Origin of the sequence: Pseudomonas sp. FP1154 (assembly GCF_030687245.1) — a bacterium.
GTDB classification, from domain to species: domain Bacteria; phylum Pseudomonadota; class Gammaproteobacteria; order Pseudomonadales; family Pseudomonadaceae; genus Aquipseudomonas; species Aquipseudomonas rhizophila.
The window spans coordinates 4,756,422-4,778,419 of record NZ_CP117465.1; the positions used below are offsets into that span (position 1 = coordinate 4,756,422).

The 21,998-nt window shown below is 60.4% G+C and carries 15 protein-coding genes; 10 read left to right on the forward strand and 5 right to left on the reverse strand.

Annotated elements, in window-relative coordinates:
* Window positions 1-93 precede the first annotated feature (93 nt).
* A complete protein-coding gene (metR, locus tag PSH91_RS21340; protein ID WP_047230407.1) occupies window positions 94-1,011 on the forward strand; it encodes a transcriptional regulator MetR in 918 nt (305 codons plus the stop codon).
* A 150-nt stretch (window positions 1,012-1,161) separates the two neighbouring features.
* On the forward strand, window positions 1,162-2,409 hold the full coding sequence (locus PSH91_RS21345) for a hypothetical protein (RefSeq protein ID WP_076383652.1): 1,248 nt from the start codon (window positions 1,162-1,164) through the stop codon (window positions 2,407-2,409).
* A gap of 7 nt (window positions 2,410-2,416) precedes the next feature.
* On the opposite strand, the gene PSH91_RS21350 is transcribed toward PSH91_RS21345, so the two are convergent.
* The 4 genes from PSH91_RS21350 to PSH91_RS21365 form a co-directional block, all read right to left on the reverse strand.
* Window positions 2,417-2,959, reverse strand: coding sequence for a GNAT family N-acetyltransferase (locus tag PSH91_RS21350; protein WP_076383651.1), 543 nt, complete (start codon window positions 2,957-2,959; stop codon window positions 2,417-2,419).
* 2 nt (window positions 2,960-2,961) lie between these two features.
* Window positions 2,962-3,600 (reverse strand): LysE family translocator, encoded by a 639-nt coding sequence (locus PSH91_RS21355; protein WP_274089964.1) that lies wholly within the window; start codon window positions 3,598-3,600, stop codon window positions 2,962-2,964.
* Window positions 3,601-3,624: 24 nt separating this feature from the next.
* Entirely contained in the window at window positions 3,625-4,041 is a 417-nt protein-coding gene (locus tag PSH91_RS21360) for an NUDIX domain-containing protein (protein WP_047230398.1), read from the reverse strand.
* 245 nt (window positions 4,042-4,286) lie between these two features.
* Complete coding sequence (locus tag PSH91_RS21365) at window positions 4,287-5,651, reverse strand: HD domain-containing phosphohydrolase (RefSeq protein WP_305466706.1); 1,365 nt, start codon at window positions 5,649-5,651, stop codon at window positions 4,287-4,289.
* Window positions 5,652-5,880: 229 nt separating this feature from the next.
* Here PSH91_RS21365 and PSH91_RS21370 point away from each other — a divergent pair, with 229 nt between their 5' ends.
* The 6 genes from PSH91_RS21370 (at window position 5,881) to PSH91_RS21395 (ending at window position 16,065) form a co-directional block, all read left to right on the forward strand.
* Window positions 5,881-8,172 carry an EAL domain-containing protein gene (locus PSH91_RS21370; RefSeq protein ID WP_047230400.1) on the forward strand — a complete coding sequence of 764 codons (2,292 nt, stop codon included), beginning with the start codon at window positions 5,881-5,883 and terminating at the stop codon, window positions 8,170-8,172.
* Entirely contained in the window at window positions 8,169-10,043 is a 1,875-nt protein-coding gene (locus PSH91_RS21375; protein ID WP_076383649.1) for a bifunctional diguanylate cyclase/phosphodiesterase, read from the forward strand. The genes PSH91_RS21370 and PSH91_RS21375 overlap by 4 nt, the downstream gene beginning before the upstream one ends.
* A 45-nt stretch (window positions 10,044-10,088) precedes the next feature.
* Complete coding sequence (locus PSH91_RS21380; RefSeq protein WP_076383648.1) at window positions 10,089-11,048, forward strand: cytochrome-c peroxidase; 960 nt, start codon at window positions 10,089-10,091, stop codon at window positions 11,046-11,048.
* Complete coding sequence (locus PSH91_RS21385; RefSeq protein ID WP_076383647.1) at window positions 11,045-12,850, forward strand: DAHL domain-containing protein; 1,806 nt, start codon at window positions 11,045-11,047, stop codon at window positions 12,848-12,850. Before PSH91_RS21380 ends, PSH91_RS21385 begins: the two co-directional genes overlap by 4 nt.
* A complete protein-coding gene (locus tag PSH91_RS21390; RefSeq protein WP_107321936.1) occupies window positions 12,843-14,249 on the forward strand; it encodes an ATP-binding protein in 1,407 nt (468 codons plus the stop codon). The genes PSH91_RS21385 and PSH91_RS21390 overlap by 8 nt, the downstream gene beginning before the upstream one ends.
* A gap of 196 nt (window positions 14,250-14,445) precedes the next feature.
* Window positions 14,446-16,065 carry an FMN-binding glutamate synthase family protein gene (locus PSH91_RS21395; protein ID WP_047230405.1) on the forward strand — a complete coding sequence of 540 codons (1,620 nt, stop codon included), beginning with the start codon at window positions 14,446-14,448 and terminating at the stop codon, window positions 16,063-16,065.
* A 108-nt stretch (window positions 16,066-16,173) separates the two neighbouring features.
* Here the strand turns inward: PSH91_RS21395 and PSH91_RS21400 are convergent, their stop codons facing one another.
* Entirely contained in the window at window positions 16,174-17,595 is a 1,422-nt protein-coding gene (locus tag PSH91_RS21400; protein ID WP_047230406.1) for an amino acid permease, read from the reverse strand.
* A 586-nt stretch (window positions 17,596-18,181) separates the two neighbouring features.
* Between PSH91_RS21400 and PSH91_RS21405 the strand changes: the two genes are divergently transcribed.
* On the forward strand, window positions 18,182-18,640 hold the full coding sequence (locus tag PSH91_RS21405) for a transposase (protein WP_305466712.1): 459 nt from the start codon (window positions 18,182-18,184) through the stop codon (window positions 18,638-18,640).
* Window positions 18,641-18,884: 244 nt separating this feature from the next.
* A complete protein-coding gene (locus tag PSH91_RS21410; protein WP_305466714.1) occupies window positions 18,885-21,992 on the forward strand; it encodes a transglycosylase domain-containing protein in 3,108 nt (1,035 codons plus the stop codon).
* The last annotated feature ends 6 nt before the right edge of the window (window positions 21,993-21,998 follow it).

Genomic DNA, 21,998 nt, shown 5'->3' on the forward strand with positions numbered 1-21,998 from the left:
TGTAAAAGATGGCGCCATTGTCGACAGCCAGCCCCACATGAGACAAACTCAACCTTTTCGTGTTGATCACGAGTTTTACTCATGGAGCCCACGGTGCTTGAAATCCGCCACCTCAAGACTCTGCATGCCCTGCGCGAAGCCGATAGCCTGGTCGAAGCCGCCGAACGCCTGCACCTGACCCAGTCCGCCCTTTCCCACCAGTTCAAGGAACTGGAAGAACGCTTGGGCATGCAGTTATTCGTGCGCAAGACCAAACCGGTGCGTTTCACCAGTGCCGGCCTGCGCCTGCTGCAACTGGCCGACGCCACCCTGCCGTTGCTGCGCAGCGCCGAGCGGGACATCGGTCGGTTGGCCGGAGGCACCGCCGGGCGCTTGCACATGGCCATCGAGTGCCACAGTTGCTTTCAGTGGCTGATGCCCACCATCGACCAGTTCCGCGACGCCTGGCCGGAAGTCGAGCTGGACCTGGCCTCGGGCTTCGCCTTCGCCCCACTGCCGGCCCTGGCCCGGGGCGACCTGGACCTGGTGGTGACCTCCGACCCGCTGGAACTGGCGGGCATCACCTACGTGCCGCTGTTCACCTACGAAGCGATGCTCGCCGTAGCCAACCAGCACCGACTGGCGAACAAACCCTACATCGTGCCCGAAGACCTGGTCAGCGAAACCCTGATCACCTACCCGGTGGAGCGCGATCGCCTGGACATCTTCACCCGTTTCCTGGAACCGGCCGACATCGAACCGGCCCAGGTGCGCACGTCTGAACTGACGGTGATGATGATGCAACTGGTGGCCAGCGGTCGTGGCGTCTGCGGCATGCCCCATTGGGCACTGCATGAATACAGCTCGCGGGGCTACGTGAAGGCCAAGCGACTGGGAGAGAAAGGTTTGTTCGCCACGCTGTATGCGGCGGTGCGCACCGACATGCTCGATGCGCCCTACATGCGCGACTTTCTGCTGACGGCCAAGGATACTTCGTTTTCGACCCTCGACGGCGTCAGTGCCGTGCGCTGAAGCACAGCGTGTTTTTTCATTCGGTGTGCAAAATGACCAACTGTCTGAATATCACACTCACCTGTCAGGTCTGACAGGTGACACCCTTCTCCTTTCGCGCTCTGATGGTGCCAGCCCCGAGTCAGTTCAGGCACCGTAGCGAGGAGAAAGATGGACAGCGTGCGCAACTCATCGCAGGCCGACGCAGCTCTTGAGCTGCTGCCCATGTACATTCCCGGATGGAAGACACCCGTGCTGCCGACCGGCGCCTACCACGGCGGCATTCCCCTGACCATTCATTCGCCATCCATCAGCCTGTACATGGTGATTGATCCGGTGACGATACTCTCTGAACCAATGGATATCGGTGATTCTGTCGAGCTGTGGGTCAATGGCAAACCGACATCCGTGATCAAGGTCATCAAGGCAGGCGAGGAGAACGACCGCATAGACATGGAGTTGCCATGGGGGTGGCTGGTGAACGGCGGCAATACACTGTTTTACCGAGTGACCCGGGTCAGCCAGAATCACGAAGACTCGACCCCGATCCTGGACCTGCTGTTCCATTACCCGCCATCCGGGATCACGGTCAGCCATCCGGCCAGCGTCAGCCCGGCACAGCCAGGCACATTTACTTTAACCCGCAGCTACCCACGCGAATTTGATGAGGTGACACTGACCGTGGGGACTTGGAGTAAAACAATCCCCTATGTCCATCCTGCCAACCCGATCACTTACACGTTGTCGGCCGCCGACCTTCAGCAGATCGGCGACGGCACCCATCCGGTGAGTGCCCGGATTGTCGATCAGTTGCGCAACAGCAATATATCGACGACGAGCTCCATCATCATCGGCACGGCACCGGTGGAATGGGAGGATCACTACACTTCACTGGCGGACTCCTATAACGGCTGGATTCCCTATCTGGCGGCTCGTTCCGGATCTATCCGCCCGCACGTCATGAACCATCAATCAGTAAACGCGTTTTTCAACTTCACCGATCAAGGCGCCCCATACGGCTTCGCCGGGGTCATCCTCTATCAGGATTTCCTTTTCATTCCCGGACAATACCAATTCACGTTCGAAGGAACCCATGTTGCCGACAGCAGCCACATTCCAGGGCTGGTCAACCCGATCCTTTACCCTGACACCGGCATGCCGCAATGGCGTGGCGTGCCCCGTCATGTCCCCAAGGATGGAGTCTGGTACCTGTTTTCAATCGAGTTCACCATCACCGAACGAGGGATGGTACGAATGTATATAAACAATGACCAGGATAGCGGTAACGGCAACGATTTCGGCATACGAAACATAAGAATCGTGCGCTTGAACAGTGGAGCAGGAAGCATGAGCGCGCCTGCGGAGGAATCCGATTTGCCCGTTTATACCGGTCCACGGCCAGAGATCAAATACCCTTGACCAATTATCAGGACAAGGGCGAATCGACCTCTTCGCCCTTGATCTCAGGCATCGATATCTGGCGCCACATGTGGATTTTGTCGAAATAATCCTCGCCCACCCGCACCGCTAAAGGTTCAAGCCCGAACTGGATGAAACCGCAGCGCTGGTACAACTTGAAGGCGGCCTCATTGCCGGCGGTAACGGTGAGCTGGATGAGTTTCAGTGCAGGGTGGCTTTGCGCTTCGGCCAGTACAGCTTGTACCAGCTCATAACCCAAGCCGCGCTGACGAAATTCGGCCGACACATACATGCCAAACAGTGTTGCCTTGTGGCGGGCCTTTTCCCTCGGTTCGAAAGCCAGGCCAACGATGCCGGCCAATGTTCCTGCTTCGAACGCACCCAGCACCACATCAAGCTTGCCGGTCAACCGCCCTTCCCACCAACTCAACGGCATCAGCGCCCGCTCCCGCACACTGGAAGTGAACGCCTGCGGATGGCGATCGTAGGCTTCAAGCATCAGCTCGCGGTAGGCCAAGGCGTGATTGGCATCCAAACGCTCAATCCACATGCTCACGCCGTCCTGCGCTGTTCAAGCATCAGGCGCAACGCCAGCGCGCCGAGCACAAACCCCATGAAGTAGCGCTGCGCCGCCAACCAGGTGGGGTTATGGACGAACCAGGAGGCAATGCCGGCGGCGAACAAGGCAATCAGCAGGTTGACGCTGAAACTGACGCTGATCTGGGTCAGCCCGAGGATGATGCTCTGGGTGAACAACGAACCGTGTTCCGGACTGATGAACTGCGGGAACACCGACAGGTAAAACACTGCAATCTTTGGATTCAGGGCACTGGTGAGGAACCCCATGGTGATCAGCTTGCGCGTCGAGTCCGCCGGCAGTTGCTGGGCCTGGAACGGCGAACGTGCGCCGGGCTTGACTGCCTGCCAGGCCAGCCACAACAGGTACAGCGCGCCGGCCCATTTCAACACCTCATAGGCCATGGGCACCGCCAGGAACACCGCCGTCAGCCCCGCCGCCGCGGCAAACATGTGCACGAAGAAGCCCGCCACCACCCCCAGCAGGGAGGTGACGCCGGCTTTGCGGCCCTGGCAGATCGAACGGGAAATCAGGTAGATCATGTTCGGGCCGGGCGTGAGCACCATCAGCAACGCGGCGGCGGCGAAAATCAGCAGGTCCGGCAATGGAATCATGGGCGTCAGTCCTTGAGTCTGGGGTCAGCACGTCTCGAGAAGGCTGGCTCGATAAAACGGCAGGATCACCTCGCCTGTCAACGGCGCCAGCAGCAGATCGCTGTCACTGGCCGGGTCGATCCAGCGCACTTCTTCAATCTCGGCGGCGGGAGAAACCGGTGCATCGATGCTCAGTAAAAAAACGTCAGCCTGCACGACAAAACCCGGCTCGTTGGCGGCCGGGGCACTGAACGCCCCCAGGTAACGGGCCTGTGCCGGATCAATCGTCAGCCCAAGCTCTTCGTCCAGCTCACGGGCCAGGGCCTGGACCGGTTGCTCATGGGCCTCGATCTTGCCGCCCGGCTGCATGAAGGCCTGGGTGCCGCGCTTGCGCACCAGTAAGGTCCGGCCGTCCGGTCCGATCAACAGAGCGGCGGCGATGCGGATGATGGGAGTGGTCATGATGAAATGCCCTGGGCAGAAAAATGCTCGCAAGGGTACAGAGCGCAGCGACGGGAGCAAAGCCCGGCGCCGCCTTCAGACGCCACACAAAACCACTGTGGGAGCAGTTTTTGTCGGAGCGAAGCTTGCTCGCGATGGAGGCGACGCGGTTTAACTGCAGGACCGCGTCATCGTTCATCGCGAGCAAGCTTGGCTCCCACAAAGCTCGCTCCCACAGGATGACTGTACTCTCAGTCAGATCTGCATCACCCCAACATCGGCTTCGGCACCGAAGGGTCTGCCTCTTCGGGGATTTTGACGAACACGCTGTAGCGCGCCCCTTCCATCGCTTCGAAAGCAATGAGCTTTTCCACCAGAGGCGCGCTCAGCACCTTGCCGGCGTTGAGCAACAGCATGCCGTTGTCGGCGTTGAGGTTGCGCGCCAGGATCATGCCGGCCGTCAGGTCGCGGGTTGTCATGACCTGCACCGTCGGATCCGACAAGGTCACGTCGTCCAGGTATTCACCACACGCCTTGATGAAGTCCTCCACCATGCCCGGGTCGTACAGTTTGCCGGCGTATTTGCGGATGTAGACCAGCGCCTCGTCGCTGTTCATCTGCCGCTCCAGGATCAACCCGCGCTGCAGTTCGATGAAGTCCACCGCCAGTTTCAACAGCCGCGAACCGAACGGAATGGCCTCGCCTCGCAGATGGTCGGGAAAACCGCTGCCGTCCCAACGTTCCTGGTGATGGAGGATGATGCGCGCGGCGTCTTTCATCGGGTCCAGGGTCATCAGCAGCGACTCGCTCTGCTTCGGATAGGCCCGGTAGAGATCAAGCTCGGTGTGGTGCAGCATGTCGGCGGGCGTGACCATCATGTTGTCGGTCCAGCTCAGTTTGCCGATGTTGTAGAGCGCCGCGGCCATGGTCAGGTCGCGGTCGGTGGACTCGTCCAGAAAGTGCAGCCTGCTGTAGACCCGGATCAGCTCGATGATCTGCCGGTTGGTCTGCTTGGCCTTGGGCAGGCGCAGGTTGGCGATCAGCGAAAACACTTCGGTGCCGGTCACATAGCTGCGCTTGAGCTCGTCATAGGCCAGGTCGAGCATGTCGGCGGTCTGCTGCAGCTCGGCGGTGCGCGACGCCACGCGTTTTTCCAGGGTGGTGTTGAGTATCCGCAGCTGTTCGTTCTGTTCGCGGTTCAGCGCTTCGAGGCGCTGGCGCTCGCTTTCGGAGTGCTGGTGCGCCAGGGCCTGACGCAGGGCCTGCACCAGTTCCTCGTCGTTCCAGGGTTTGCTGAGGTAGCGATACAACTGCCCCTCGTTGATGGCCTTGGTCATCATGTCCACATCGGCATAACCGGTGAGCAGGATGCGCAAGGTCGATGGATAAAGCTTGCGAATCTGCGCCAACAAAGTGGCGCCGTCCATGTTGGGCATGCGGGCATCGGTCATGACCAGGTCGACCGGCCGCTCCTTGAGGATTTCCAGGGCTTTGGCGCCACTGTCAGCCAGCAGGATTTCGTACGGCTGGCTGCGCAATAACCGACGCAGGCTATTGAGAATCGACTCTTCATCATCGACCAACAGTACCGTCGGCTTCCTGACCGGTACATCCTGCGATTGATCGTCCATTGGACCCCCCTCCTGTTAACGACACCTGTTCTACGCTACCCCCGAATTAGAGGCTAGTAGATTGCGTGAATTTAGACACGATTTTGCCTTGACCGGCCGAGCGCATCTCAATGAGACAGCTATGCTGTAGACCATGAAGGGCCAAGTACAGGCCAGAATACTCATGCCAACGGAAGGGATATCAGATGTATCCACGGTTCAACAGTCAGCATCGCGACGGTGCACGGCCATGAGCCTGCCGACGGAAAGGGCCAACCGGCGGATCCTGATCGTCGATGACACTCCGACGATTCACGAGGATTTTCGTAAGATCCTCAGCCCCCATGCTATCCCCGAGGACAGCCTGAGCAGCGCTGAAGCAGCCCTGTTCGGCGCGCCTGTGGCGGTTGCCAGCCAGAGTTTCGTGCTCGATTCGGCCTTCCAGGGCATGGAAGCCCTGAACAAGGTCGAATCTGCCTTGGCCGAGGGCAAACCCTACGCCATGGCGTTCATCGACATGCGTATGCCCCCTGGCTGGGACGGCCTTGAAACCATCGAACGGCTATGGCGCGTCGACCCCAAGCTGCAAGTGGCGCTGTGCACCGCCTATTCCGATTATTCCTGGGAAGACATCGCCGAGCGCCTCGAACTGGGCGACCGCCTGCTCATCCTGAAAAAACCCTTCGATGCCATCGAGATCCGCCAGATGGCCAGTACCCTGACCGTCAAATGGCAGATGACCGAAGACGCGGCGCTGAAAATGGACATGCTCGAACGCGCGGTGCAGGAGCGCACGCGGGAACTGGCCGACGCCAATATCATCGTGCAGAACAGCCCGACCATCCTGTATCGCCTGCGTGGCGAGCCGCCGTTCGCGCTGATGTACATTTCCCACAACATCACCAAGTTCGGCCACGCGGCGGCGCAACTGGTCAACTCGCCGGACTGGGCGCAAACCCTGATCCATCCCGACGACCAAAGCAAGATCGACGACGCCATGGTCCGCGTCTTGAACCGCGACACGGCGGGGGCGTCCATCGAGTTCCGCATGCGCACGGGCGACGGCACGTTCCGCTGGGTGGAAAACCGCTACATTCCGGTGCGCAACGAACAGGGCCTGCTGCTGGAAGTGGAAGGCATCATTCTTGACATCACCGAACGCAAGCTGGCCGAGGAGAAAATCGCCCTGCTGGCCCGCACCGACGGCCTGACCGGGCTGGCCAACCGCGCCACCATGATCGAGCGCCTGCATCAAGCCTTTGCCGCGGCTCGCCGGGGAGCGGCGCCGTTTGCGATGTTTTACCTGGACCTGGACCATTTCAAGCGGATCAACGACACCCTGGGTCACCCGATCGGCGACCTGCTGCTGCAGGAGGTCGCCGCACGCATCAAGGGCTGTACCCGGGAAAACGACGTGGTAGCGCGCCTGGGTGGCGACGAGTTCGCCATCCTGCAACTGGATGTCCACGAAGCGACCCATTGCGCCGCCCTGGCCGCCAAGATCCGGGATGCCCTGGTGGCGCCCTATTCCCTGGACGGCAACGAAGTGCGGATCTCCGTGAGCATCGGCATCAGCCTGTATTCCTCCCAGAGCCAAAGCGCCGACAGCCTGATGGCACAGTCCGACATGGCCTTGTACCGGTCCAAGGAAAAGGGCCGCAACCAGTACCATTTCCATAGCGAGGAGATTAATCAGGAAGTCACCGACCGCGTCGCCCTGGCCAATGACCTGCGCCAGGCCATCGAAAACAACGAGCTGCATTTGCACTACCTGCCGGAGGTCGACCTGGGCACCGGCAAAATCCTGGGCATGGGCGTGCAAGTGCGCTGGAACCACCCTGAGCGCGGCTGGCTGGAGCCGGCGTCGTTCATGCCGGCCGCCGAGAAGACCGGGATCATCGTTGGCCTGGGGCATTGGGTGCTGGACCAGGCCTGTCAACAGATGCGCCAGTGGCGTGACCAGGGCATGGCGCCCCCGGTGATCGCCATCGACCTCTGCCTGACGCAACTCAAGACCGGTCCGGAGCTGATCTATGACGTGCTGCGCACCACCGCTCGCTGGGAACTGGCCCCTTGGGACCTGCGCTTTGACGTCACCGAGGCCACCCTGGCGCAAACCAAGTGGACCCACAACGACGTGCTGCCACGTCTGTGCGAACTGGGCGTACAAATTGCCATCGATGATTTCGGCACCGAGTACTCCTCGTTCGATTACCTCAAGACCTACCGGGTCAACCATCTCAAGCTCGCCCAACGGTTTCTCGACAGCGCCAACGTCGACCCCGAGAACGCAATGACGCTGCGAGCGATCATCAATTTCGCCCGGGATGTGGGCATCGGGATCATTGCCGAGGGCGTCGAAACCCAGGAGCAACGCACCACGCTGATGTCCAGCGGCGGGTCGATGCAGGCCCAGGGGCATTACTTCAGCACTGCCGTAGACAGTGGGCAAGCCAGCGAACTGCTCAAGGCCGGCACCATCGTTCCCGTGACGGACCATTGGACCCGGCCTGCCAGCCAGTTATCGGAGAGCAACCCATGAACCCCATGTCGGTGCCGGCGAACAGGCGAATCCTGGTGGTGGACGACACGCCGGCGATCCACCAGGACTTCCGCAAGATCCTCAGCCCGGGCGCCGGTAGCGACGACTCGCTGGACGACACTGAAAGCCTGCTGTTTGGCACACCCCAGGTCAGCCGTCTGCAATTTCAGATCGATTCGGCCTATCAGGGCGAAGAGGCGTTGGAACTGGTCAAGCGCGCCCAGGCCGAAGGCCAGCCCTATGCGCTGGTGTTCGCCGACATGCGCATGCCGCCGGGCTGGGACGGCCTGCAAACCATCGAGCGTTTGTGGGAGGCCGACCCACGGCTGCAAATCGCGCTGTGCACGGCGTTTTCGGATTATTCCTGGGAAACCATGTCCGAACGCATCGAGTTCGACGATCAGTTGCTGATCCTGAAGAAACCCTTCGACACCCTGGAAATCCGCCAGATGGCCAGTGCCATGACCTGGAAATGGCAACTGGCCCAGGATGCGGCGAGAAAAATGCGCAGTCTGGAGCGCACCATCGAGGAACGGGTCCAGGAGTTGCTGAAAGTCTCCCACTTGCTGCAATACGACGTACTCACCGAGTTACCCAACAGCATGTTGCTCGGTGATCGCCTGACCCAGGCCATGGCCCAGTGCCGTCGCCACGACCGGCAACTGGCGGTGATGTTCATCGGCATGGACCGTTTCAAGCGTATCAATAACGCACTGGGGCACCCGGTGGGCGACGAAATGCTCAAGCGGGTGGCCCGGGCGCTGGCAACGGTGGTGCGTGAATCCGACTCGGTGTTTCGCTACGGCTCCGATGAGTTCGTGGTGATACTGGGAGACATCACCGACTCGCAACAGACCAAAGGCGTGGCCGACAAACTGCTGACGGCCATCAGCACGCCCCACCCCATCGACGGACACGACCTGACCGTTACCGCAAGCCTGGGCATCAGCATGTATCCGGCCGACGGTTTCGATGCCGTGGCGTTGATCAAAAAAGCCGAAACGGCGATGCGCAACGTCAAGGAAACCGGCCCCAACGACTACCGTTTTTTCACTGAAGACATGAACCGTCGGGCGCGACAGCAGCAAACCATCGAATCGGGCCTGCGCCTGGCCTTGCAACGCAAGGAGTTCGTGCTGCACTACCAGCCCAAGATCGATTTGAGGAGTGGCAAAGTGGTCGGCGCCGAAGCGCTGGTGCGCTGGAACCGGCCTGACATCGGCTTGATCTATCCATCGGACTTCATCCCCGTGGCCGAAGACAGCGGCCTGATCGTCCCGCTGAGCCAATGGGTGCTCCAGGAAGCCTGCCAGCAGGCCTGTCGCTGGCAAGCCGATGGCATGCGCCCGCTCTACCTGTCGGTGAACGTCTCCACCATCGATTTTCGCCAGCGCGGTTTCGTCGAAGGCATCGCCCGGACCCTCAAGGAAACCGGTCTCGACCCGACACAGTTAGAACTGGAGATCACCGAAAGCGTGCTGATGCAGAACGTCGACACCACCGTCGCCATCCTCAAGGCCGTCAAACGCCTGGGAATACGGCTGGCCATCGACGATTTCGGCACCGGCTACTCGAGCCTGAGCTACCTGCAGAAATTTCCGGTGGATGTGTTGAAGATCGATCAGTCGTTCGTCGGCGACCTGAGCATCGACAGTAATGACGCAAAGCTGGTGAGCACCATCATCAGCCTGGGCAAGAGCCTGAACCTGCACATCATTGCCGAAGGCGTGGAAACCCTTGAGCAACTGGAGTTCCTCAAGGCTCACCAGTGCGAGGAAGCCCAGGGGTACTACTTCAGCAAGGCCGTGGAGCCACAGGCCTTTGCCCTGTGGATGAGCGAGTGGGAACAACGCCACAACCCGTTTGCGTGAACACACCTGAGTTCCATCAACCAAAAGTTTCAAGGAAAGCATCCCATGGCGTCACATGGACTGATTCTGGCCCTCGGCCTGCTGGTGGGATTGAGCGTGACCGTTCACGCCGAGCCGTTGGATGAACCGCTCAAACCGCTGCCCCCCATTCCGACCCTGGACCCCAAGCGCGTCCAGTTGGGCCTGCGGCTTTTCAACGACCCGCGGCTGTCGGTCAACAACACCCTGTCCTGTGCCAGTTGCCATCGCCTGGACAAGGGTGGCGCCGACGACAAACAGTTTTCCCTGGGCTTCGACGGTAAACCAGTGGAGTTCAATACACCCACGGTGTTCAACGCCAGCCTGAACTTCCATCAGTTCTGGGACGGCCGCGTCGACACTCTGGAAGAACAGGTGCACATCGTCGTGACCAGCCCTGCGGAAATGGGCAGTACCTGGGAAACGGTGCTCAAGCGCATCGGCCAGGACCCGGACTACGCCCGGGATTTTAACGATGCCTACCCCGACGGCGTGACCCAGGCCAACATCCAGGGTGCCCTGGCCGACTATGAACGCACCCTGCTGACCCCAAATTCACGTTTCGACCAGTACCTGCTGGGCAACACCGACATCCTCACACCCCGGGAAAAGTTCGGTTACCAGCGCTTCAAGGAATACGGCTGCATCGCCTGCCACCAGGGCGTGAACATCGGCGGCAACATGTTCCAGAAATTCGGCGTGATGGGCGACTACATCCAGGACCGGGGCAACCCTACCCGGGCCGACGAGGGCCGCTTCAACGTCACTGGCGACGAGGCTGACCGCCAGGTTTTCAAGGTGCCGAGTCTGCGTAACGTCGCCATCACCGCCCCGTACTTTCACGCCGGGTCAGCGCCTACCCTGGAGAACGCGGTGGAAGTGATGTTCAAGTACCAGTTGGGCCGTGAACCCTTGAAGAACGACACGGAACTGATCGTCGAATTCCTCAAGACCCTCACCGGCGAACGGGAGGGCAAGCCGCTATGACCGCCCTGCGTCGCCTCGGTCTGGCATTCGTCGGCCTCTTGCTGGTGTCGATCCTGCTGTTCATGTACATCCAGTCGAGTGCACAGCAGGCCGCCTCGTACATTGAATCTCGGGACCTGATCCGCCTGCTCAAACAGCAGGACGCCATCTGGGACAACGAAGTCCTTAAATCCCGGATGGCTTTGAGCCAAAACTATGACCCCCTAGTTTCGCCCCTCAATGAGATGGCACGTCTGTGGCAGCGCCTCAACGCCATCGAATCGGAACCGGCTCGCCACGCACCGTCAAGCTGGGAACAGGAGCGCGACGAATACCTCAAGGCGGTGAAGGAGAAAACCCGCCTGGTGGAAAGATTCAAATCCCACAATGCGGTACTGCGCAATTCCCTCGCCTTCCTGCCCACCGCCGAAGATGACATCCAGGCCCAGTTCGCCCAGCTTTCGGACGCCGACAAACTGCAGCTGCAAAACGTTGCCATCGATACCTACGACCTGTTGCTCAGTTCCATGGAGTTCGCCCATCTGGCCACCCGTGAGCAAGCCGCCGAAGTGCTGCTAGGCCTGAATCGGCTGGACGTCAACAAGGAGCGTCTGCCGGAAGGCCTGCAAAAATCCGTCGATATCCTGAGCAGGCACATCGCGCTGATCTTGCGCGAACAACCCAGGGTCAATGACCTCTTGCAGGGAATCGAAGCCGTTCCCGTGGCCGGCCGACTGGACACCATCACCAGCCTGCTGGACAAAGACCAGGAGAAAGCTGCCGCCAGGCATCAGCGCAACCATATTCTTCTGCTGGTTTTCGCCACGTTCCTGGTGTTGATCCTGATCTGGCTGGCCATCCGGCTGATGCGCAGCTTCGCCGAAACCAAACGCGCCAACAACGCCCTGCAAACCGCCAACGACGAGCTGGAGCTAAGGGTCGAAGAGCGCACCCGCCAACTCAAGGACACCCAGAGCGAACTGATGGACACCGCCCGTCAGGCCGGCATGGCGGAAATCGCCACCAACGTGCTGCACAACGTTGGCAACGTGCTCAACAGTGTGAACATCTCCGCCGACCTGATCAGCCGTAAACTGCGCAGCAGCAAGGCCCTGGGACTGGGCAAGGCGATGCAACTGATCAATGAACACCCCCACGACCTGGGGCACTTCCTTACCGAAGACGAAAAAGGCAAGCTGTTGCCCGGCTATCTGAACCAGTTGGTGGAGGCCATCGCGGTCGAACAGCAAGGCCTTACCGACGAGTTGGCCCAGTTGAGCAAGAGCGTGGATCACATCAAGGATATTGTCTCCACCCAGCAATCCTATGCCGGCGCCAACAGCCTGGTGGAGCCTTTGGTGGTCAGCGAACTGCTCGAAGACGCCCTGCGCATGAACTCCGGCGCCCTGACCCGACACCACGTGACGGTGCTCAAGGAATACGGCGACGTGCCGCGGATCCTGGGCGACAAACACCGCTTGCTGCTGATTCTGATCAACCTGATCAGCAACGCCAAATACGCCATGGCGGGGGTTTCCAACCACGCACGGAACATGACCCTCAAGGCCACGGTGATCAATGACGATACCCTGCAGATCAGTGTCAAGGATGAAGGCGAAGGCATCCCGGCGGAAAACATGACGCGTATCTTCGCCCATGGTTTTACCACCCGTAAGGAAGGCCACGGGTTCGGTTTGCACAGTTGCGCGCTCGCGGCCATTGAGATGAACGGCCACCTCACCGCTCACAGTGAGGGACCAGGCACAGGAGCAACGTTCGTGTTGCAACTGCCCTTGAAACTCGCAGAAGGTGAGCATGAATAATCTGAGCAACCGCCGCATCCTGTTGATCGACGATACACCGGCCATCCATGACGATTTCCGCAAAATCCTCACGCCGGAGGATCAGGTCAATGTCGATCTACTGGACATGGAAAACGCCTTGTTCGGCGACGCACCGAAACCGGCCGGCACCGTATTCGAACTCGACTCGGCCTACGGCGGCCAGGAAGGTCTGAACAAACTGCTGCAAGCGCTGGCAACGGAGCACCCTTATGCATTGGCCTTTGTCGACATGCGCATGCCCGAGGGCTGGGATGGCGCCAAAACCATCGAGGAACTCTGGAAGCACGACCCACTGTTGCAAGTGGTGGTCTGCACCGCCTACTCGGACTATTCCTGGGACGAACTGCTGGACCGCCTCAATGGCCATGACCGGTTGCTGATTCTGAAGAAACCCTTCGACAACATCGAAGTCCAGCAAATGGCCAACACCCTGACCACCAAGTGGGAAATGACTTCCCGCGCGCAATTGCAGATGAGCAAACTCGAGGAGCTGGTGGAGCAGCGGACCCAGGCGTTCAAACAGGCCAGTTCTTTGCTGCAGATGGAAATCGACGAACGCAAGATGCTGGAAAGCCAGTTGGTCCAGTCGGAAAAACTCGCCTCGCTGGGCCAGTTGGCCGCCGGGGTCGCTCACGAAATCAACAACCCGATCGGTTTCATTTCTTCCAATCTGGGGGCCCTGGATGGCTACTTTGGCAAACTCCAGGAGATGCTCCAGGCCTATGACAGTGCCGAGCAAGCCATTTCTTCGCCGGAACTGGTAGTGAATCTGAGAAAGCTGCGCGAGCAGGTGGAGCTGGACTTCCTCGTCGAGGACATTCCACTGCTGATCAAAGAGTCCAAGGACGGCATCAGCCGGGTCGGGCAGATCGTCAAGGACCTCAAGGACTTCTCCCGCGTCGACTCCAACCAGGAATGGCAGATGGCCAACTTGCAACAAGGCCTGGATTCGACGCTGAACATCGTCGCCAATGAAATCAAGTACAAGGCCGACGTGATCAAGCAATACAGCCCGTTGCCGGAAGTCGAATGCCTGCCGTCGCAGATCAACCAGGTGATCATGAACCTGATCGTCAACGCCGCCCAGGCCATCGGCCCCGAGCGTGGCACCATCACCTTGCGCAACGGCATTGAAGAAGACACCGTGTGGATCGAAGTCGCCGACAATGGCTCGGGCATGCCGCCTGAGACACTGCAAAAAATCTTCGACCCGTTCTTCACCACCAAACCTGTCGGCCAGGGCACGGGACTGGGACTTTCACTGTCCTACGGCATCGTGAAAAAACACAACGGCGAGATCACAGTGCGCAGCGAGGTCGGGGTGGGAACTACCTTCCGCGTGGAGTTGCCGGTGCGGCAGATGAAACAGGCGAGCTGAGATCGCGCTGTGTGGGAGCAAGGCTTGCCCGCGATGGAGGCGATGCGGTCTTCAGAAACCGAGGCGCCTGTTTAGCGAGCAGGGGTTGCCCCCACCCCAGCGAGCATAAATCCCCTCGCCACAGTTGCCCGCCCTTTCACTGCCAGCGCAGAATGCCTGCACCGCCCCACCCCATCGCTCACCCGAAGGAAACCGCATGAGCCTGTCTTTACTGAGCCGTTACGCCTTCTTTGCCGGCTGCGTAGTTTTCACCCTCGCCAGCCTGCCGTTTCTGCAACACGACTGGCTCTGGCCGATCACGCTGGTGACAGGTCTGTTGAGTCTGCTGGGACTGTTCGACCTGCTGCAGAACCGCCATGCCGTGCGTCGCAACTACCCGATCCTGGGTAATATCCGCTATCTGGTCGAAGGCATCCGCCCGGAAATTCGTCAGTACCTGCTCGAATCCGACAGCGACGCCCTGCCCTTCTCGCGCGCACAGCGTTCCCTGGTGTACTCCCGGGCCAAGAACGAAAGCGCCGACAAACCGTTCGGCACCCTGATCGATGTTTATCAGACCGGTTTCGAATTCATCGGCCATTCCATGCGCCCGGCTCCGTTAAGCGACCCCAGCGGTTTTCGCGTGACGGTCGGCGGACCGCAATGCACCCAACCGTATTCAGCGTCGGTGTTCAACATCTCCGCCATGAGCTTCGGTTCCCTGAGCGCCAACGCCATTCGGGCGTTGAACCAGGGCGCCAAGCTCGGCAATTTCGCCCACGACACGGGCGAAGGCAGCATCAGCCCTTATCACCGCGAACACGGCGGCGACCTGACCTGGGAACTGGGCAGCGGCTATTTCGGCTGTCGCACCCGTGAAGGTCGCTTCGACCCGGAGCGCTTCGCCGCCCAAGCGCAGAACCCGCAGGTGCGGATGATTGAAATCAAGATGAGCCAGGGCGCCAAACCAGGCCATGGCGGAATTCTGCCCAAGCACAAGGTCACCCGGGAAATCGCCGAAACCCGTGGCATCCTCATGGGCGAGGACTGCGTTTCACCGTCACGCCACAGTGCTTTCTCCACACCGATCGAACTGATGCAGTTCGTCCAGCAATTGCGCGAACTGTCCGGTGGCAAACCAGTGGGTTTCAAGTTCTGCCTGGGCCACCCCTGGGAGTTCATGGGCATCGCCAAGGCCATGCTGGAAACCGGCATCCTGCCCGACTTCATCGTGGTGGACGGCAAGGAAGGTGGCACGGGTGCAGCGCCAGTGGAATTCACCGACCACATTGGCGTGCCGTTGCGCGAGGGCCTGCTGTTTGTCCACAACACCTTGGTGGGCCTGAACCTGCGGGACAAAATCAAGCTCGGCGCCAGCGGCAAGATCGTCAGCGCCTTCGACATCGCCAGCGTCCTGGCCATCGGTGCCGACTGGGCCAACGCCGCGCGGGGCTTCATGTTCGCCATCGGCTGCATCCAGTCCCAAAGCTGTCATACCAACAAATGCCCCACCGGCGTCGCCACCCAGGACACCCTGCGCCAGCGCGCCCTGGTTGTGCCGGACAAGGCCCAGCGGGTCTACAACTTCCACCGCAACACCCTCAAGGCCCTGGCCGAAATGCTCGCCGCCGCCGGCCTCGAGCATCCTTCACAACTGCAACCCAAACATCTGGTCCGCCGCATGTCCGCCACTGAAATCAAGCTGTTTTCCCAGTTGCATGTGTTCTTGAAACCGGGGGAATTGCTGACGGGTGAGGTCAATGGGGAGTTTTATTCGCGGATGTGGCAGATGGCGCGGGCGGACAGTTTTGAGCCGCAGGAAGTCGCCGCCGCTTGACGGCAGTGCCATCAGGCATGAGACAGGATCCTCCACGGTACGAGGGGTATCCCCTTGAGAAAAAGCCCCGATCATTCGACCGGGGCTTTTCGTTTTATTGCCGGCAATTTATGAAGCGGTATCCATCGAACCCTGCACGTCACCCGTGGGCTGCAACTTGAAGGTATAAAACAACACCGTCAGCAGCACCAGGAACGCCGGGCCCACGTAGAGGGCCACGCGGGTGTCGGGGAAGTAGGCCATCAGGCCCACCACCAGCACCAGGAACGCCAGCGCCAAATACGAACTGACCGGGTACAGCCACATGCGGTATTTCAGGGCCGCACGTTCCGAAGCGCTCAGGCTTTTGCGGAATTTGAGCTGGGCCAGCAGGATCATCACCCAGGTCCAGATCGCGCCGAAGGTGGCGATGGAGGTCACCCAGACGAAGACTTTTTCCGGCACCAGATAGTTGAGCAGCACGCCCAGCAGCAGCGCGGCGATGGACAGCAGCAACGCGCGGCGCGGCACGCCGTTGGCCGAGGTGGTGGCGAAACCAGCCGGGGCCTGGCCGTTCTGCGCCAGGCTGTAGAGCATGCGCCCGGTGCTGAAGATACCGCCGTTGCAGGACGACAGCGCCGCAGTGATCACCACGAAGTTGATGATGCCGGCGGCGGTCTTGATACCCAGGCGCTCGAAGGTCATCACGAACGGGCTGCCCTGGGTGCCGATCTCGTTCCAGGGGTAGATCGACAGGATCACAAACAGAGCACCGACGTAGAACAGCAGGATCCGCCAGAACACCGAACCGATGGCGTTGGGGATGGTTTTCTGCGGGTTCTTCGCCTCACCGGCGGTCAGGCCGATCATTTCCACACCCAGGTAGGCGAACATCACCATTTGCAGGGACATCAACACACCCTGCACGCCGTTGGGCATGAAACCGCCGTGCGTCCAGAGATTGGAAATACCCAGGGCCACGCCGTCGTTGCCGAACCCGAAAGCGATGATGCCCACGCCGCCGATGACCATGGCGATGATGGTGACGATCTTGATCAAGGCGAACCAGAACTCGAATTCGCCGAAGGCCTTGACCGCGATCAGATTGATCGAGCCCATGCTGATCAGTGCCGCCAGGGCCCAGATCCAGCGGGGCACGTCGGGGAACCAGATGCCCATGTACACCGCCACCGCGGTGATTTCCGCCACGCAGGTAACCAGCCACAGGAACCAGTAGTTCCAGCCGGTCAGGAATCCCGCCAGCGGCCCGAGGTAGTCCTGGGCATAACGACTGAACGAGCCGGCCACCGGGTTGTGCACGGCCATCTCACCGAGCGCACGCATGATCACCAGGATCGCCAGGCCACCAATGATGTAGGACAGCATGATTGCCGGACCGGCCATTTCGATGGCCTTGGCCGAGCCGAGGAACAGCCCGACACCGATGCAAGCGCCGAGCGCCATCAGGCGGATATGCCGCTCGCCGAGTTCACGTTTGAGCGGACCACCCTGAGCGGTCTCGCCATGGGGCAGATGATTGCCGACAGGCATAGGGATACAACCTCGTTTTGTTATTGGATTGACCACCGAGTCTCCAAAGCCGCAAGCCGATAGGCCTGCCACCTTGCCGAAACCGGGTCTGTTTTGTGGACAGACCGTCCTGTAGAACAAACGCCGCAGGATCAGCGGGTCGTGCAGTATAAAAAGCCAGAGGCAGAGAGTTTCACTGTAAAACCAGGGAAAATCAGGGATAAACCTCATCCCTATACCCATCTATGGAGACGTATTGCCTGGGATTACAGCCAATTCGTAAAACGGCGCCGAGTATTGCACAGCGATGGTGCAGCGTCATGCCCGGAGACATGCCGATGGCTCTAGCGCAGGGTTATTGGGCTGAATAGCCCCTGTGGCGAGGGGATTTATCCCCGCTGGGCTGCGCAGCAGCCCTTCTGAGAAGCTTCCTCAATCTCCCAGACAATGCTCATGCCCTTTGCGCCTGCTGCGCAGTCGAGCGGGGATAAATCCCCTCGCCACAGGAACTACGAAAGTTTCGGAATATTCGTTCAGCCGTTTCAGCGTCGAAACGACAGCGCCATGGCTAAGCTGCATTCACCCCCTCTATCAAAGGAAGCAAGGAATGCATCCACAACCCAATTCCCATCTCTTGCGCCGAGGACGTTATTCGGAGCATGGACGGGCCTATCTGGTGACTGCCGTTATTCATCGTCGGCGGCCGGTTTTTGCCGACTGGACAGTTGGAAGACTGTTGGTCGCAGAACTAAAACGCGCTCATGATTCCGGCCAGGTGAAATCCTTGGCCTGGGTGGTCATGCCGGATCATTTCCATTGGCTGCTGCAACTCATCGATAACCAACTAAGCCGGGTCATCGGCGCTACGAAAGCTCGATGCGCCCATAGCGTGAACAGCAAAACCGAGGCTTGTGGCCCTCTCTGGCAAAGCGGCTTCCACGACCGTGCGATCCGTGACAACGAAGACCTGCTCCCCTTCGCCCGCTACATCATTGCCAATCCACTTCGCGCAGGACTGGTGGAACGCATAGGCGATTACCCCCTATGGGACACTGAATGGCTTTGAAGCTCCCACCACCTGTGGCGAGGGGATTTATCCCCGCTCGACTGCGCAGCAGTCGCAATATCATGAGGATCGAGAATGCTTCAGAAGGGCTGCTGCGCAGCCCAACGGGGATAAATCCCCTCGCCACAGAGGATCGTCGGCGCGGCCTATGACATTGGCTTGTCCACAATTTCCCCGCCGCCCGCGCCGCCACCGTCTAAGCTTCAAACAAGTCCCGATCAATGCGTGAATGGATCAGTCGACTATGGGCGCGTTATGGCAAACCGATTCGAGTAAACCTGTGGGCCCGACTGAACGTATGGAAGAAGCACCTTTACCCCAAAAAAAACGCCGCGCAGGGCATGGCTGGCGAGCGTTCTGGTTGTTGCTGTTGATTATCGTGGTGGTGGTCGGCCTGGCGGTGGCCAAGGAAATGCGCACATCCAGGTTTCAGGCCCGGGAGATCAGCCGGTACGCCGCGTCTCTGACCTATTCGGTGCAACCGGGGCCCAGCGACGCCATCGTCTACCCTGGCGCAGGTCCGTTCGACCGGCGGTTGGGTTACAGCTCGCTGGATGAATTCCTGCCGCGGTTGCTCAAGCGCGATTATGTGATCCAGGCCCAGGCACGTTTCTCCCCGGCCTTGATGAACTACGTCGATAAGGGCCTGTTTGTCCCCTATGCGGAAAAGATCCAGGCCGGCCTGACGATCACCGATTGCCGCGTCGCGCCGCTGTACCAGTTCAAGTACCCGCAGCAACTGTACGCCAGCTTCGAGGCAATCCCCCCCGTGGTGGTGCAAAGCCTGTTGTTTATCGAGAACCGCTTTTTGCTCGACCCCAAGCACCCCCAGGCCAACCCGGCGGTGGACTGGCCGCGCTTCGGCATGGCGGCGTGGTCGCAAGTGGCCAAGCTCCTGAGTCTGCCGGGGCAGTCCGCCGGGGGCAGTACACTGGCGACGCAGCTGGAAAAGTATCGCCACTCCGCCGACGGCCTCACCGGGTCGGGGGCGGAGAAAATCCGCCAGATGATTTCCGCCAGTGTGCGGGCCTATCAGGCAGGCCCACAGACCCTTGAGGCCCGGCAGAAAATCATCCGTGATTACCTCAACAGCGTGCCACTCTCCGCCGTGCCGGGGCATGGCGAAGTCCACGGCATGGCCGAAGGTTTGCGGGTCTGGTACGGCGCCGATTTCAAGCGTGCCAACGAACGCTTGTCCAGCACCGCGACAGACCCCGCCAGCCTCGCGGAAAAAGGCCTGGCCCTGCGGGAAATGCTGTCGTTGATGATCGCCCAGCGCCGCCCCTCCTATTACCTGTCCAAAGGCCGGGACGAACTGGCGCGCCTGACCGACAGCCACGTCCGGCTGCTGGCCCAGAACGGCGTGATCGACGCCTCGCTGGCCGAGGCGACCCTGGCAAGCAAGGTCAGCTATCGCGACTGGGTGCAGCAACCCACCATCCAGCCCAACGAAATCAACAAGGGCATCAGCGCCGCCCGCAGTCGTCTGGCCACGCTGCTCAACCGCTCGTTTTACGACCTCGATCGCCTGGACCTCTCCGCCACCAGCACCTTGCAAAACGACTTGCAGACCCAGGCCACCGATTACCTCAAGCGCTTGGCGGACCCGGCGTTCGCTGCCGAAATCGGCCTGATGGGCGAACGTCTTCTGACGCCTACCAGCACCGCCCAGGTGCGCTACAGCTTCACCCTGCTGGAACTGACCCCGGACGGCTCGCGCGTGCGCGTGCAAACCGACAGCACCGACCAACCCTTTGATATCAACGAAGGCAGCAAACTGGAACTGGGCTCCACCGCCAAGTTACGGGTGCTCACCACCTACCTGCAGATCATCGCCGAACTGCACGAACGTTATGCCCACGAAACCCCGGCAACATTGAAAAAAGCCGAGATCGCCGACCAGGACCGCCTCTCCCGCTGGGCCGTCGACTACCTGATCCAGCACAGCGATCGCAACCTGCCGACGATGCTTGAGGCGGCGCTGGATCGTACCTATTCAGCCAGCCCCGGCGAGGCGTTTTTCACCGGCGGCGGGCTGCACACCTTCAATAATTTCCGTAAGGAAGATAACGGCCGTAATCCCACCTTGCGCGACGCCCTGCGCGAGTCGATCAACCTGCCATTCATTCGCCTGATGCGTGACCTGGTGCGCTACGCCACGTACGCGGGTCCCGACAGCAGTTCGGAGCTGCTCAAGGACGACAAGAATCCGCGCCGCCAGGAGTACCTGGCCCAGTTCGCCGACCGCGAAGGCACCACCTTCCTGCTCAAGTTCTGGAAGAAGTATCAGAAAAAGGACACGGGCCAGCGTCTCGAAACCTTCCTCGACGGCATGCGCCCCACCGCGATCCGCCTGGCCGCCGTGCACCGCTATTTCTTTCCCGGCGACAGCCAGGAAAGCTTCAACCACTTTGTGCGTTCGCACCTCAAGTCGGCCAAGAGCGCCGAAAAGCTCACCGACGAACGCCTGGAACGGCTCTACAGCAGCTACGGCCCGGGCAACTATGACCTGCCCGACCAGGGCTTTATCGCCAAAGTCCATCCGCTGGACCTGTGGCTGGTGGGTTATCTGCTGAACAATCCTGATGCCAAGTTCAGCCAGATCGTCAAAGCCAGCCGGTTCGAACGCCAAGAGGTCTACAGTTGGCTATTCAAAAGCCGGCACAAGAGCGCCCGCGACAGTCGTATCCGCACCATGCTGGAAGTCGAGGCCTTCCTTGATATCCACCAACGCTGGCAGAAAGTCGGCTACCCGTTCGACCATCTGGTGCCGTCGCTGGCCACCGCCATCGGCAGCTCCGGCGACCGCCCCGCCGCGCTGGCGGAGCTGGTGGGCACCATCCTCAACGACGGCATCCGGCTCCCGGCGCTGCGCGTCGACAGCCTCGACTTCGCCGTCAATACCCCTTATGAGACACGGCTGATCAGCGATCCGGATAACGGCAAACGGGTGATGCCGGTGGAAGTGGCCCGGGCTTTGCGCGGTGCGTTGTCCCAGGTGGTCGATGCCGGCACCGCGAAACGGGTGGCCGGCAGTTTCACCCTGGCCGATGGCACGCCGTTATCGATGGGTGGCAAGACCGGCACCGGCGACAATCGCATCGAAGCCGTTGGCGCCGGCGGGCGGGTCATCAGTTCCAAGTCGATCAACCGCACCGCGACCTTTGTGTTCTACATCGGCGACAGCCATTTCGGCACCCTCACCGCCTATGTGCCGGGGGTTTCGGCGCAGAACTTCAAATTCACCTCGGCCTTGCCGGTGCAGGTGCTCAAGGGTATGGCGCCGTTCCTCTCGCCGTACTTGCAACCGGGTAGCCATACCCAGTGCCAGCCGTTGGTGGCGCGCCATTGACTCAAT